Source organism: Luteibacter sp. 22Crub2.1 (genome assembly GCF_900167995.1).
Taxonomy (GTDB): domain Bacteria; phylum Pseudomonadota; class Gammaproteobacteria; order Xanthomonadales; family Rhodanobacteraceae; genus Luteibacter; species Luteibacter mycovicinus.
Genome location: NZ_FUYT01000010.1, coordinates 81,626 through 95,075, shown reverse-complemented (window position 1 = coordinate 95,075; position 13,450 = coordinate 81,626). Strand labels below are relative to the sequence as shown.

Below are 13,450 nucleotides of genomic sequence, written 5' to 3'. Positions count from 1 at the left end.
GCTCACCGGGGCGGCCTGTCCGCGTATAGAAAGCTTTACCGATGACGGATGCGGAATTTGGCATAACGCCCGATCCGCCGCCGGCGACGGGGTGGAAACGCCGCGAGGCTTGCAATTCCCGGTTCTATCGGCTTTATGATGCGTTGCGGCATCTTTTCATTGCCGTGACAGGTCGCCGTTGCCGCCCCGGAGGAGCCCCAGGCCCATGAAGATTTCCGCCGATGAGCTCGAACCGCTGTTCGACGCGTTGCCCGACGTCGTGTTCTTCGTCAAGGACACCGAAGGGCGGTACACGCATGCCAATCTGACCCTCGTGAGACGTCTGGGGCTGAAGCGTCGGGGCGACATCATCGGCCGGGGAGTCACGGAATTGTTTCCGGCGATGATGGGCGGGTCGTATGCGGCTCAGGACCGGCGCGTGCTGGCGGGCGAAGTCATCGAGAACCAGCTGGAGGTGCACATCTTCAGCAACCGCGCGCCGGGGTGGTGTCTCACCTGTAAGCGCCCGCTGGTGTCGTCGCGTGGCGACATCCGCGGGGTGATCGGCATCTCACGCGATCTCGGTCTGCCGGACGGCAAGCATCCTACTTACGAACGGTTGCGACGCGTTCTTGCGTACATGCAGGAGCACCACGGCGAGGGGGTGCGCATCCCCACCCTGGCTGAGCTGGCAGGGTTGTCGGTCGCGCAGCTCGAGCGGCACTTCCGCCGCGTCTTCCAGCTGACACCGCAGCAGGTGCTGACCAAGCTGCGTATCGAAGCGGCCATGCGTCTCCTTGGCGGTGACGATAACGTGGCGTCGATCGGCATGGCCTGCGGCTTCGTCGATCAGAGCGCGTTTGCGCGCCAGTTCAAGGCGACTGTCGGTATGACGCCAAGCGACTACCGTGCGATGCAGGCGGCCGTGGGAAGCGCAACGCAACGTTGACGTGGGCATGGGCGCGCGTTTCCCCGTCGATACGCGTCATGGCGTCGACGTGGGGGTGGCGTCGGGGTGCGCATCCAGCCAGTCCAGTACGAAGGCCTCGAGCGTGACGCGCGGTGGCGGAAGGAGCTCCGCCTCACGCGTGAACTCCATCGCGGCCTTCAGGAAGGCCTGCTTCGCTCGCGCCGTCGCCTGCCGGGCCGCCGCCTGCCTTTGCCGCAGCTGGACGATGTGAGCCGAGGGCTGTCCCGGCCTGGCGAACTTCTGGTACCGCCGCAGTTCGTCGGCGGCCAGGGCGGTGTCACCGGCCGACTGAATCATGGCGGCGCGCGCCTCCACCAGCCGGGGCAGCCAGAGGCTGTTCTCAAAGGGCCTCGGTGCGGTCATGGAGAGTCCAGGCGAATACGGCGGGTGAAAACGTCGCTGTGGCCGCTGAGCCAGAGCGCGACGTCCTTGAGGACATGTTGAGAGGGAAACACGCGGCCATAGCACAGTACGAAGATGGCCACCGCGCCCAGCGCGAGGATGAGGATGCGCCGCCGTGCGTCGGAGCGCGACTCGTGGAGGGTCGGTTCAACGCCGCGTACGAACCAGGCCATGACTGCGGTTCCCAGCAGCGCGCCCAGCCAGACTTCCGAGGGACTGTGCACCTTCAGTACCAGTCGCGAGACGGCCACGCCTGCCCCGATCAGGCAACCCGCGGCGATCGCTGTGCGTCGTATGCGGACGTTGCCGTCCCGCGCGAGCAGGGCGCCCAGCGAGGGCCATACCAGTATCGCCAGCGTCGTATGACCGCTGAAGCCGGTGTAGTTGAGTCCGGGCGGTCCGATACCCCAGGCCATGAACAGCAGCTTGGAGAGGCAGACGATGCCGCCCGCCGTCGCGACGGCGAAGCCCCAGCGCCGGACATCCCGCCACTGGGCTGCCGGCACCAGCAGGCAGATACCGGTCCATGCAATCAGGGGAAGCAGTAGTGCGCTGTCGCCGAAACTGGTGATGGCTTGCCACAGGGTCATGCCATGCACTCGTGTGTCGCTATCATGTCGGTTGCGCTCATCGCTTATGTCTGTCTACGACCCGGAGTATCGCAGCACCTATGTTCGAACGGATACTGATTGTCTGTGTCGGCAACATCTGCCGCAGTCCCACCGCGGAATACCTGCTACGGCATCGCCTCGGTGGCGATCATCGCGCCCAGGTGAGCAGCGCTGGCCTCGGCGCACTCGTTGGCCACGCGATGGATGCGACCTCGCTGGAGCTGTTGCGTGAACACGGCGTGGATGGCGCGGCTCACCGCGCCCGGCAGGCCGATAACGCACTGCTGCGCCAATCCGATCTGATCCTTGCCATGGAGAAGCGACACATCGCGGAAATCGGTCGGATGGCGCCTGAAGTAAGCGGGAAGGTCTTTCTGCTGGATCGCTGGGGCGCGGGAGCCGACATTCCCGACCCCTACCGCCAACAACGCCCGGCCTTCGAACATGTATACAAACTGATCGATGGTGCCGTCAGCGGATGGTTGAAGTACTTATAGGCGCGCGTCGTGACGTCAGTCAGTTTTCAGTCCGCATCGGTCATGTAGTGTTCGTAGGGTAGATCCACTGTCAGTGTTGTCCTCGCATCGCCCCGTTTGCCACGACGCCGGGGCTCGACATTTACTTAACGGACCCATCACTGATTTTGGCTTGGCCTGAGACACAACGCGCCCGCGTCGCGCTAAGTTTTCTGTTCCCCGGTGGGTTCGCACTGGTGCTGGCGTTGCTCGCCGGTTGCTCGACGGTGTCGCTTGGCAGTGTCGAGAGTGTGCGTCTCGCGTTTCAGGGAGACAAAGTGGATGCCACCCCCGAGTCGGTGGGGGCCTCGCCGTATTTTCAGTTGCAGGCGAATTCTCCCGCCGGCCAGGCGATTCTGATCCTGGCGAAGACGGAGCAGGGCGAGCTCGGCTGGTACGGCGGCAACCACGATATCGTGTTCACGCGAGACGGCGTGATCGCCCGTACCGTCGGCCTTCCCCAGAACCTGGATGCGTCGGCCTTCCCGGGCGAAAACCCCTTTCATCAGGGCCTGCAGCGGCTCAGCGGGCCAGTCAGCTATAGCCGTCGGATGGACTGGTCGCCGGATTACCGGTATGGCGTCATCCTTCGGGCGCAGCTCGAGCCGAAAGGGCTGGAAGATGTCGAAATCCTGGGCAAGGTGCATCGTCTGAGACGTGTGGACGAGTCGCTGACCGCGCAGGGCGTGCACTTCGACAATCGCTACTGGGTCGACCCGGCGGACGGTTTCATCTGGAAGAGCCGCCAGTACGTGGCCCCGGATTACCCGCTGGAGCTGATCCAGCTGCGACCGTATCGCGAGCCCGCCGCGTGAGGGGCGTCGCGCTGTTTTCGCTGCTCGTGGCCATGGCCGGGCCGTCGTTCGCGCAGAGCGGAGTGACCGTGACCGTCGATGGCGCCGTGGCCCGACCGGGTTCGGACGTCTATCCGGCTGGAGCCCGCCTGTCGGCCCCGGCACTGGCGGCAGGCGTCTCTCCGGATGCCTATCTGCTCGGCGCCGCGTGGCTTCAGCCCGCCCTGCAGCGCGATCAGCTGCGCCTGCGCGCGGGTCTGGAGTATGAGCTGGGTGCCATCCGTCGTCAGGCCATGGCGAAGGGTCAGGAGGATCTGTCGATCGGCGCGGCCGCTTTCCAGCGCTGGTTCGCCAGGTTGCCGGTGACGGGTCGCCGGACCCTGTCCGCTCTGGATCCGTTCCGCCTCGAGGTCACGCCGGCCGACAACTGGCCGGTGCATGACGGCGATCGCCTTTTCTACCCGACGCGTCCGCAGGACATCCGGGTGGTCGGCGCGGTGAATGAACCCTGCCGTTTGCCCCAGGTCGGCTTCCGTGACGCCCGCGACTACCTGAAGGATTGTCCCGTTTCAAAAGCTGCCGATCCCAATATGATTTTCGTCGTGCAGCCCGACGGCGCGGTATTCCAGCAGAACATCGCCTTGTGGAATCGCGATGCGCCACGGGTATTGGCGCCGGGGGCCTGGATCTACGTGCCGTTCGATAACAAGGCCATCGCCGGCGCCGCCGACGATGACTTCAACCATGACATTGCCGCGTTTCTTGCCACGCAGTTGTTGAACGACGAGGGCGCGCGCTAATGCGGGCGCCTCGACGTCGACGGCGCGTCACGCGGCGGGTCGCGCTGCATGGCTGCTGCGCCGGCCTTGCCCTCTGGGCGGGCGGAGCGACGTGCGTGCTCGCGCAGGAAACCTATACGCAGAGCGACTTCGGTGGCGTGGGCCTCCTGCAGTCGCCCACGGCACGCATGGCGCAGGAAGGCGAGTTCAGCTTCGTCCTGAGCCGTACGACGCCCTATACGAATTACAACGTATCCATGCAGCCGCTACCCTGGCTGGAAGGGTCGTTCCGCTATACCAACGTAAGTAACCGGCCGTATGGACCGGCTTACCTCAGCGGTAGCCAGACGTACAAGGACAAGTCGATCGACGCCAAGATCCGCCTGTGGGAGGAAAGCCGCTGGCTCCCTGCCGTGGCGGTCGGTGCGCGCGACATCGGCGGTACCGGCCTGTTCTCGAGTGAATACATCGTCACCAGCAAGCGGGCAGGGCCATTCGATTTCAGCCTGGGTCTGGCCTGGGGCTACATCGGCAACCGCGGCGATATCGCCAACCCGCTGAATATCATCAGCGACAAGTTCAGCACGCGGCCGAGCAGCGGTTCCGGTGCGACGGGTGCGCTGAGCATCAACAAGTTCCTGCGCGGACGTCCGGGTTTCTTCGGAGGCGTCGAGTACCGATCGCCGTGGGACTGGCTGGTCCTCAAGGCCGAACTCGATGGCAACGACTACAAACATCAGCCGCAGAGCAACAATCAGCCGCAGCGGTGGCCGATCAACCTGGGCGCCGTATTCCGGGTCAACCGCAATGTCGACCTGACGCTCGGCTACGAGCGCGGCAAGGTGGCGACCGCCGCGATCAACCTGCACAGCAATCTGGCGACGCATGTCGATCCGCCCAAACTGAACGATCCGAAGCCGGAGGCCGTGGCGTTCGAGAGAACACCCGTGGCGGCTCCTCCGGAAGCGCCTGGTGACAGGGCGATGAGGGGAGCGGCCGATTCGGCATCTCCGGAAGCGACGCCGCCACCCTCGGGAGCCGTGTCACCGGGCGCTGAAGGCGGGGGCAACCTTACGGCGGACTCGTCGGCTCGTTCGCGACGTCCCCCCGATCAGGTCGACTGGCGCGAAGTGGCCAGGACCCTCAACGACAACGCAGGCATCAACGTCAGCAGCATCGGTCGTCGCGGCTCGGAGCTGGTCATTCATGGCCAGCAGGATCGCTTTTTCTATAACGCCGAGGGCGTCGGCCGCGCGACGCGCATCATCGATAACCGCGTCGACGGCAGCATCGACTGGCTGACCGTAAGGTCCGAACGCAATGGCCTGGCCACGGTGGACACCAGCGTCCATCGTCCTAAGTTCATCGAGCTGCTGGACAACCGGATCGACCTGCAGACGTTCCGTCGCAGCGTGGAGCAGGACCCGGTGACCGCGCAGGAAGAGGAGGTGCTCTACCGGGCGCCGCTCAAGCGCTTCTCCGGCGGCACCTCGCTCGGCTATCAGCAGAATCTCGGTGGTCCCGACGCTTTCGTTCTGTACCAGATCTACGGCGCCGCGTCGGGCACGTTCAACATCACGCGCAATCTGTGGGTGGACGGGGTGCTGGCGGTCAACATCGCCAACAACTACGACAAGTTCAAGTACGACGCGCCCAGCAATCTGCCACGGGTCCGCACCAATGTCCGGCAGTATCTGACCAGCTCGGATATCACCATGCCGAACTTCCAGGTCACGGGCACGCACAAGCTGGGCGAGGACCTTTACGGCCTGGCGTACGCGGGCATGCTCGAAAGCATGTACGGCGGCGCCGGTGGCGAAGTCTTGTACCGTCCGTTCGGTCAGCACTGGGCCTTCGGAGCGGACCTCAACTGGGTCAAGTCACGCGGTTTCGATCAGGATTTCTCCTTCCGCCGCTACCACGTGATTACGGGGCAGGCGACCGGGTACCTCGATACCGGATTCCATAACGTGACGCTCGCCGTGAGCGTGGGCCGTTACCTTGCCGGCGACTGGGGTACGACGGTCGACGTGTCACGCCAGTTCGCCAATGGGGCACGCATGGGCGCGTACGCCACGATTACCAACAAGTCGGGCAGCGCGGGCTACGGCGAAGGCAGCTTCGACAAGGGCATCTATGTGTCCATTCCGTTCGACATGCTGCTGCCGCGGTCGTCGCGCAGCCGGGCCACGTTGCTGTGGGAGCCCTTGCAGCGCGATGGCGGAGCGCGTCTCAACAAGCGCTACACGCTTTACACGATGACCAACGATCTCGACAGCGATCTGTTCGACAAGAACCTCAACAAGATCGGCGACTGACCGTTATTTCAGCTGCAAAAAAAAGCCGCGCCCCTTTCAGGGCGCGGCTTTCTTATGTCGCTGAAGCCCTGCTTCAGCGCTTTAGCGTTGTAGCGAACGCCCGCGGCCGATGCCGTAATAAGCGATACCCGCTTCTTCGACCATCACCGGGTCGTAGAGATTGCGCCCATCGAAGATCGCCGGCGTCTTCAGTGCCGCCCTGATCCGTGCGAAGTCCGGACTACGGAAGGCTTTCCACTCGGTGACCAGCGCCAACACATCGGCCCCATTGAGTGCGTCGTATGCGCTGTCGCACAGCACGAGATCGTCGCCGCGATCGCCGTAGATACGCGTGGTTTCCTCCCTGGCCTCAGGGTCGAAGGCGCGGACTTTTGCGCCCGCTTCCCACAGGGCCTCGATCAGGCGGCGGCTCGGCGCTTCGCGCATGTCATCGGTATTGGGTTTGAACGCCAGACCCCACAAGGCGACGGTCTTGCCTTTGACGTCACCGTCGAAGTGACGCTGGATCTGCGCGAACAGCCGGGTTTTCTGGTCGGCATTCACCGCTTCGACCATGCTGAGCAGGCGCGCGTCGTAACCGTGACCGCGAGCGATCCGCTCCAGTGCCTGTACATCCTTGGGGAAGCAGGAGCCGCCATAACCGGCACCGGGATAGATGAAGTGGTAGCCGATACGCGGATCCGCGCCGATGCCCTGGCGGACCAGTTCGACGTCGGCACCGACACGCTCGGCGATGTTCGCGATTTCGTTCATGAAGCTGATCTTGGTCGCGAGCATCGCGTTGGCCGCATACTTGGTCAGCTCCGCGGAGCGCTCATCCATCACTACCATGCGGTCATGGTTGCGGTTGAACGGCGCGTACAGCTTGCGCAGGCGCGCCACGGCGCGCTCGCTGGACGAGCCGACCACGATGCGGTCCGGGCGCAGGCAGTCTTCGACCGCATCGCCTTCCTTCAGGAACTCCGGGTTGGAGACCACGTCGAAGTCGACCTTCGCATCGCGCTCTCTGAGGACTTCGGCGATCGTGGTCCTCACGCGGTCAGCCGTACCCACGGGTACGGTGGATTTGTTCACGACCACCGCGTAGCCATCGATATGCTTGCCGATGGTGCGGGCAACGCTCAATACGTACTTCATATCGGCGCTGCCATCTTCATCGGGTGGCGTACCCACCGCGATGAAAATCAGCTCGCCGTGCGCGATAGCCGGTTCCGGATCGGTCGTGAAATCGAGCTGCCCGGAAGCATAGTTACGCTTGACGATCGGCTCGAGGCCGGGCTCGTAGATCGGAATGACGCCGTTGCGAAGCCCTTCCACCTTGGCCTCGTCGACATCCACGCACACCACGTGATTGCCCATTTCCGCAAGGCAAGCACCGGTGACCAGTCCCACGTACCCCGTGCCGAAAATAGTGACCTTCATCGATGTCGCCTGTTAGCTCGTAAAAGTGAAGCGGAACGCGATCAGAGCTAGAGCTGGCTGTCGCGATCCAGGTTGTATTGCGTCGTGGCGGCATTGCTGATCAGGCCCGAGAGCGGCAGCAGCTGGCTGATGAAGCGGTTCCAGCGCGTAATTCCAGCGGGCCCGACGAAAATGACGTCGCCCGGTTTGACTGAGAACTGCGACGCGACGGCGAAGGAAGCCGGGGAGGTGTTGTCCAGCTGGAAAATCGTCGCCGGCGCCTTCTCCATGTCTTCGACGCCACGGATGACATAGACCGACTTGCCGTTCGCGCTGGTCTGGCTGAGACCGCCCGTACGGCCCAGGGCCTGGGTGAGGGTGAGATCGCTGGTCTTGAAGGAAATCGCCTGCGGCCTCAGCACTTCACCGATCACGTATGCCTCGTGACGGTCGTTATAAGGCAGGTAAACGCTGTCGCCGCCCTTCAGGTAGATGTCCTTGCCGCCGTCGCGCGAGCGCGACAGCGCGTCCAGGTCGATGTGGTATTCCCGGTTGTCACGCCGGAGCACGACATCCGACAGGTCGGCCAGCTGGGCATTGACGCCTGCCGTCCCGACCGCCTGGGCGAGCGTGAGCGGTGTCACGGTGATGTTCTGTGGATCGGTCCTGACGAAGGCCCCGCCCAGTGTGACCCGCTGGCTGGCGTAGCTGATGATGCTGATGTCGACCTGGGGCTTCTCGATGTACTTCGTCAGGCGGTCAGTGATGGCCTGGCGAAGTTCTTCCACCGTCATCCCACCGGCGTTGATCAACCCGACATAAGGATAAAAGAGCGTGCCGTCGGGCCGCACGAGTCGTCCATTGGCACCCGTCTGCTGCTGTGAACCGGCGGGGGAGGTGAGTTCCGGGTGCTCCCAGATCGTGATGTACAGCGAATCTCCCGGACCGATGCGATAGGGATCCGGCTGGTAGGAGATGAGACTGGGGTCGACGCCCCGCCCGGTGGCGGTGGCGCGGTCCATCGCGATCAGCTTGGGCGTAATCGGAACGAGCTGGTAGCGGCTTCCGGTCGCGCTTTCCTTGTCGTTCAACTCACCGGTCTTCATGTGCTGGCCGGGTGCCAGGACGCATGCATTCAATAGCAGGCACCCGGCCAGACCGAGAATCGGCAGGAACTTCATCGTGTACGGGATCCTTCAGTCGGAGCGCCAGGCGGCGATTGCTTAACGCCCCACTTAAACCGATCGAGCATTAATGGCTCGGGAACGTGAATGGACATTTAGACGTCCAGAACCTGAGTCGATGCCCGCTCAGCGCGTGCCTCCCGTGCCGCCGGTGCCTCCGGTTCCACCCGTGCCACCCGTACCGCCGGTGCCACCCGTACCGTCATTTCCGGTGCCGCTGGTGTTGTTGGCCGTCGCTCCGGTAGCAGCCGCCATCGCTGCGGTGCCTGGTCCGACACGGGCCGGTGCGAGCGACCCCTTCGATGCCTGACGTGCCTGGTTCGGATTGGCCACGCGGGGCTGTTGGCCGTTGTTTTGCGGGTTCCCGGGCGTGCCGGGCTGGGTTGTGGCACGTTGACTCTGGGCCCAGATCGGAGCCGCAACGGCAAGAATCGCGCAAGCAAAAAGCAGACGTCTCATGGTCGTCATCTCCAGTGGGTGAATCGATGCGTACACGCGTTGCAGACATTCATGAACGCGGTTTATTCGCGCAAACGCGGGATCCATTCACTGCCATATCGATGTTAAGTGCAAGGCAATCAGCTGAACGACAGAATGAGACGATTCTTTTTGTGACGCGAGCCGCAAATTAGGATATGTTGGATTGCCGCCAATTTTCTGGCGGTGCAGCATGAGTTGTCGAAAGACTCACACTGAGAAGTGTTGAATGACGGATTCCGGCGGAATGCCGGAGTCCATCTGAAACGTGTTGGGCCGTTGGAAGTCCTCGGACAGGGCAACCCGGTTCCACAGGGGGCACGTACCTGGGCAGTCCGCTAATCACGGCATTGTCGCGTCGGAAGAAGGTACCTGTCATGCAACTGACCAAATTCAATGCGTTAGTGGATCTTGAGCTCCGTGCGAGCGATCCCATCTGCGCAGTATCGGCCGGTTTCCTGGCCTATTACGTCCGATTCGACACGGTAGCGATGAACAGCGTCTATTCAGTGGCGCTCGTTATACTGTTGTTGTCGACGCTCAGCGCATCGGCCGCATTCCGAGTTTATGACCAGCCCATCGGTGAGCGACCCGTCGGTCAATATTGCCGCATCGCAGCATCGTGGTCTGTCGCCTTCGCTGCGCTCATCGCGCTCGGCTATCTGCTCAAGGTCAGCGATTTGTACTCGCGTGGCTGGGTATCGCTGACGTTTATACTGGGCCTGTCATTCATGGCGCTGGTGCGAGTCGTCGCCCATCGCGCCACGCACCGTCTTCGCGAACGCGGCGTGGGCATCAGTCGGTGCCTGTTGATCGGTGCGACCGATTCCGGACTGCACATGATCGATCAGGTCGAGTCCAACCCGGCACTCGGCATGAAGATCACCGCGTATGTCCGCACCAGTTACGACAACGGCGTGCCAAGTGGCGTGCCACTGGCGGGTGCGTTGCTCGACCTGGACAAAGTGCTGGCCTCGGGCGAGTGGGACCAGGTTCTCGTCGCGCTGCCGGTCAGCGCCAACCGCGCGATCAACTACGTGCTCGATCGTATGGACCAGCACGTCATGACGGTGAAGTTCGTACCGGACATGCTGGGTCGCCAGCTGATCAACCATCGCATGGAGGACGTGGCGGGCGTGCCGCTCGTCACGTTGCGTGAGAGCCCGCTGTTGGGCAACGCCTGGTTGCTCAAGGACATCGAGGATCGCCTGATCGCCGGCGCGATCCTGCTGATGATCTCGCCGCTGATGGTCGCGCTTGCGATCGGCGTCAAGCTGTCCAGTCCCGGTCCCGTCCTGTATCGCCAGCGTCGTGTTGGCCTGGACGGCAAAGAGTTCGAAATGCTGAAGTTCCGCTCGATGCCTGTGGACATGGAGAAGAACAAGGCCGTGCAGTGGGGCAATGCGTCGGCCAAGACGGTCACCCGCTTCGGCCGCTTCATTCGCGGCACCAGCCTGGACGAGCTCCCGCAGTTCCTCAACGTGCTCCGCGGCGACATGTCCATCGTGGGTCCGCGCCCCGAGCGTCCGATGTTCGTCGAGAAGTTCAAGGGCGAGATCGCGGGCTACATGCACAAGCACATGGTCAAGGCCGGTATCACCGGCTGGGCGCAGATCAACGGCTGGCGTGGCGACACCGATCTGGTCAAGCGCATCGAGCACGACCTTTATTACATCAACCACTGGTCGGTCGCGTTCGATCTTCGCATCATCTTCCTCACGATCTTCAAGGGGTTTGTGCATAGCGAAGGCGGCAGCGCCTCCCCGTCACCCGGAAACGCGGCGCTGCCGACACCCTCAGCCGCGGTCGAAGAGTCGCGCTGAACCAGCACTCCATCCACGAAAACCGGGAATATCGCTTGAAGCTTCTGATCTGTGGCGGTGCGGGCTATGTGGGCTCGCACATGGTGCGTTACCTGCTAGCCAACCAGCATGAGGTGGTGGTCTACGACAATCTGTCGACAGGCCACCGTCAGGCGGTCCCCAGGGGCGTGACGTTCGCCCATGGCGATATCGGCGATGCGGCGCGGCTGGCTCGCGTCTTCGCGACGCATCGTTTCGATGCGGTGATCCACTTCTGCGCGCGGTCGCTGGTGGGCGAGTCGGTGGTCGATCCGTACGCCTACTACCGGAACAACGTGGCCAATACGCTGGTCCTTCTTTCCGCCATGAACGAGGCGGGTGTCCAGCGGTTGGTGTTCTCGTCGACGGCGGCGGTATTCGGCAATCCCCACGCGGAGCACATCGACGAGGGTCACTCCACGGCGCCGATCAATCCGTACGGCCAGAGCAAGCTGATGATCGAGCACGTGCTCGAGGATGCGGCCCGCGCGTACGGACTGAGGTCGGTCGCGTTGCGCTATTTCAACGCGGCCGGTGCGGATCCCGACGGTTCCATCGGCGAGGCGCACGATCCCGAGACCCATCTGATTCCCAACGTCCTGAAGGCGGTGCTGGGGCAGGGCGCGGCGCTGAAGGTGTTCGGCGACGACTACGACACCCGCGACGGGACCTGCGTCCGTGACTACGTTCACGTCAACGACCTGGCGTCGGCTCACTTGCTCGCCATCGACTACCTTGCCACCCATGAAGGCGCATTCCGCTTCAACCTGGGCAATGGCGAAGGCTTCAGCGTACGGGAGGTCATCGCCGCGGCCGAGCGCGTAACCGGCAAGCCGGTGCCGCACGAGATCGCGCCACGTCGCGCCGGCGATCCGGCGACCCTGGTCGCATCCAGTGAACTGGCGCGGCTCGAGCTAGGGTGGGAGCCACGCATTACGCGCCTCGACGACATCCTCGCCAGCGCGTGGCGCTGGCATCTCGACCCCGGCTTCGGCTGATGCAGGCGCGGCCCAGGGTACAGCTCGATTTCATCGATGCCCTGCGTGGTGTCGCCATTATCGGTGTGCTGCTGAGCCATGCGCAGCGCAATGTCGAGATGTACCAGGCCATGGGGCACCAGGCGAGCATGTCGGGATGGCTGAGTCGCTATGCCGCCCAGGGCGCGCGTGGAGTGCAGCTGTTCTTCGTGGTCAGCGCGCTCACGTTGTTCCTGTCCGCCGGTAAGCGTGGCGGCGAGTCGCATGAGTGGCTGAACTTCTACATCCGCCGTTTTTTCCGTATCGCACCGATGTTTTACATCGCGTTTGGCGTTTACTGTCTGGCACCGGTGGTCATGAAAGGTCAGGCGCTGCCGCCGCCGGGAACGCTGCTGGGTACGCTCGGCTTCATTAACGGATGGAACCCCGCGTGGCTTCTGGGCGCGAACGATGTGGTCCCCGGCGGCTGGTCGATCGGCGTGGAGATGTCGTTCTACATCGTCTTCCCGCTGGTATTTCTTGCGCTTCGCGATTTCCCCAAAGCCTTCGCCGCACTTTGCGTCATCCTGCTCATCGATGTTCTGACCTGGCCCGCGCTCGTCGCCCATCCGCCGATCGCCGATGGCGAGCTTTGGGAGCGCTTTGTCTTTGTCTGGCTACCCAACCAGCTGCCGATCTTCCTGTGCGGCATCTGCGCGTACTTTATCCTGTTCGGACAGACCGGCGCACTGACGCGCTTCTTCCACGAGGGGGATCGGCGTGCCAACGCGGCGCTGTTCGCGCTGGGCGTCCTCACACTTCTGGTCGTCCCGCAGCTGACCGACGATCCGCGGGCCGTCTTTCTGTACGGCCTGGCTTTCGGCCTGATCACGCTGTGCCTCTACCGTCAGCCGTATCGCTGGCTGGTGACCGTGCCGATGAGGCATATAGGCAAGATCAGCTTCAGCGGTTACCTGGTGCATTTCTTCATGCTGCAGGTGGCCCGCAAGCTGCTGGCGAGGGTGCATGCCGGCGATCACCTGAGTCCGGACATGTATTTCGGCGCCACGGTCGTCGTCGCTCTGGCGGGGACGGTGGTGCTCGCCACCATCACCTATCACCTCGTGGAGGTGCCGGGTCAGGCGCTCGGAAAGCGCCTGATTCAGCGGCTGGCGGCCCGCCGCGCACCCGCGCCGGACCGGACCACCATACAGCGGACCTGA

Annotated in this window: 13 protein-coding genes; 8 read left to right on the top strand and 5 right to left on the bottom strand. The window is 63.4% G+C overall.

The genetic code is table 11. The annotated features are described in order from the left end of the window. Positions 1 to 205: 205 nt before the first annotated feature. Positions 206 to 928, top strand: coding sequence for an AraC family transcriptional regulator (locus B5X73_RS12175; RefSeq protein WP_036113425.1), 723 nt, complete (start codon positions 206 to 208; stop codon positions 926 to 928). Between the two features lie 36 nt (positions 929 to 964). On the opposite strand, the gene B5X73_RS12170 is transcribed toward B5X73_RS12175, so the two are convergent. Both B5X73_RS12170 and B5X73_RS12165 read right to left on the bottom strand, forming a co-directional pair. Further along, a complete protein-coding gene (locus B5X73_RS12170; RefSeq protein ID WP_051943685.1) occupies positions 965 to 1,312 on the bottom strand; it encodes a hypothetical protein in 348 nt (115 codons plus the stop codon). Then, positions 1,309 to 1,941 carry a phosphatase PAP2 family protein gene (locus B5X73_RS12165; RefSeq protein WP_079521904.1) on the bottom strand — a complete coding sequence of 211 codons (633 nt, stop codon included), beginning with the start codon at positions 1,939 to 1,941 and terminating at the stop codon, positions 1,309 to 1,311. Before B5X73_RS12165 ends, B5X73_RS12170 begins: the two co-directional genes overlap by 4 nt. An 80-nt stretch (positions 1,942 to 2,021) precedes the next feature. Between B5X73_RS12165 and B5X73_RS12160 the strand changes: the two genes are divergently transcribed. From B5X73_RS12160 to B5X73_RS12145, 4 genes are all read left to right on the top strand, one after another. After that, a complete protein-coding gene (locus tag B5X73_RS12160) occupies positions 2,022 to 2,459 on the top strand; it encodes a low molecular weight protein-tyrosine-phosphatase (RefSeq protein WP_036113418.1) in 438 nt (145 codons plus the stop codon). A gap of 146 nt (positions 2,460 to 2,605) precedes the next feature. Then, positions 2,606 to 3,292, top strand: a complete 687-nt coding sequence (locus B5X73_RS12155) for a YjbF family lipoprotein (RefSeq protein WP_176167829.1) — start codon at positions 2,606 to 2,608, stop codon at positions 3,290 to 3,292. After that, positions 3,289 to 4,071, top strand: coding sequence for a capsule biosynthesis GfcC family protein (locus B5X73_RS12150; RefSeq protein ID WP_139382768.1), 783 nt, complete (start codon positions 3,289 to 3,291; stop codon positions 4,069 to 4,071). The genes B5X73_RS12155 and B5X73_RS12150 overlap by 4 nt, the downstream gene beginning before the upstream one ends. A gap of 95 nt (positions 4,072 to 4,166) precedes the next feature. Next, positions 4,167 to 6,368 carry a YjbH domain-containing protein gene (locus tag B5X73_RS12145; RefSeq protein ID WP_343124643.1) on the top strand — a complete coding sequence of 734 codons (2,202 nt, stop codon included), beginning with the start codon at positions 4,167 to 4,169 and terminating at the stop codon, positions 6,366 to 6,368. Between the two features lie 81 nt (positions 6,369 to 6,449). Here the strand turns inward: B5X73_RS12145 and B5X73_RS12140 are convergent, their stop codons facing one another. The 3 genes from B5X73_RS12140 to B5X73_RS21035 form a co-directional block, all read right to left on the bottom strand. After that, positions 6,450 to 7,790 (bottom strand): UDP-glucose dehydrogenase family protein, encoded by a 1,341-nt coding sequence (locus B5X73_RS12140; RefSeq protein ID WP_079521901.1) that lies wholly within the window; start codon positions 7,788 to 7,790, stop codon positions 6,450 to 6,452. A gap of 47 nt (positions 7,791 to 7,837) precedes the next feature. Then, positions 7,838 to 8,950, bottom strand: a complete 1,113-nt coding sequence (locus B5X73_RS12135) for a polysaccharide biosynthesis/export family protein (protein ID WP_036113405.1) — start codon at positions 8,948 to 8,950, stop codon at positions 7,838 to 7,840. A gap of 129 nt (positions 8,951 to 9,079) precedes the next feature. Beyond that, the gene (locus B5X73_RS21035; protein WP_176167828.1) at positions 9,080 to 9,412 is read right to left on the bottom strand and encodes a hypothetical protein; all 333 of its coding nucleotides are present in this window, start codon (positions 9,410 to 9,412) and stop codon (positions 9,080 to 9,082) included. A gap of 395 nt (positions 9,413 to 9,807) precedes the next feature. On the opposite strand from B5X73_RS21035, the gene B5X73_RS12125 reads away from it, so the two are divergent. The 3 genes from B5X73_RS12125 to B5X73_RS12115 are packed head-to-tail and all read left to right on the top strand — an operon-like array spanning position 9,808 to position 13,450. Then, positions 9,808 to 11,253 carry an undecaprenyl-phosphate glucose phosphotransferase gene (locus tag B5X73_RS12125; RefSeq protein ID WP_079521899.1) on the top strand — a complete coding sequence of 482 codons (1,446 nt, stop codon included), beginning with the start codon at positions 9,808 to 9,810 and terminating at the stop codon, positions 11,251 to 11,253. 35 nt (positions 11,254 to 11,288) lie between these two features. After that, complete coding sequence (gene galE / locus B5X73_RS12120) at positions 11,289 to 12,269, top strand: UDP-glucose 4-epimerase GalE (RefSeq protein WP_079521898.1); 981 nt, start codon at positions 11,289 to 11,291, stop codon at positions 12,267 to 12,269. Further along, a complete protein-coding gene (locus B5X73_RS12115) occupies positions 12,269 to 13,450 on the top strand; it encodes an acyltransferase family protein (RefSeq protein WP_079521897.1) in 1,182 nt (393 codons plus the stop codon). Before galE ends, B5X73_RS12115 begins: the two co-directional genes overlap by 1 nt.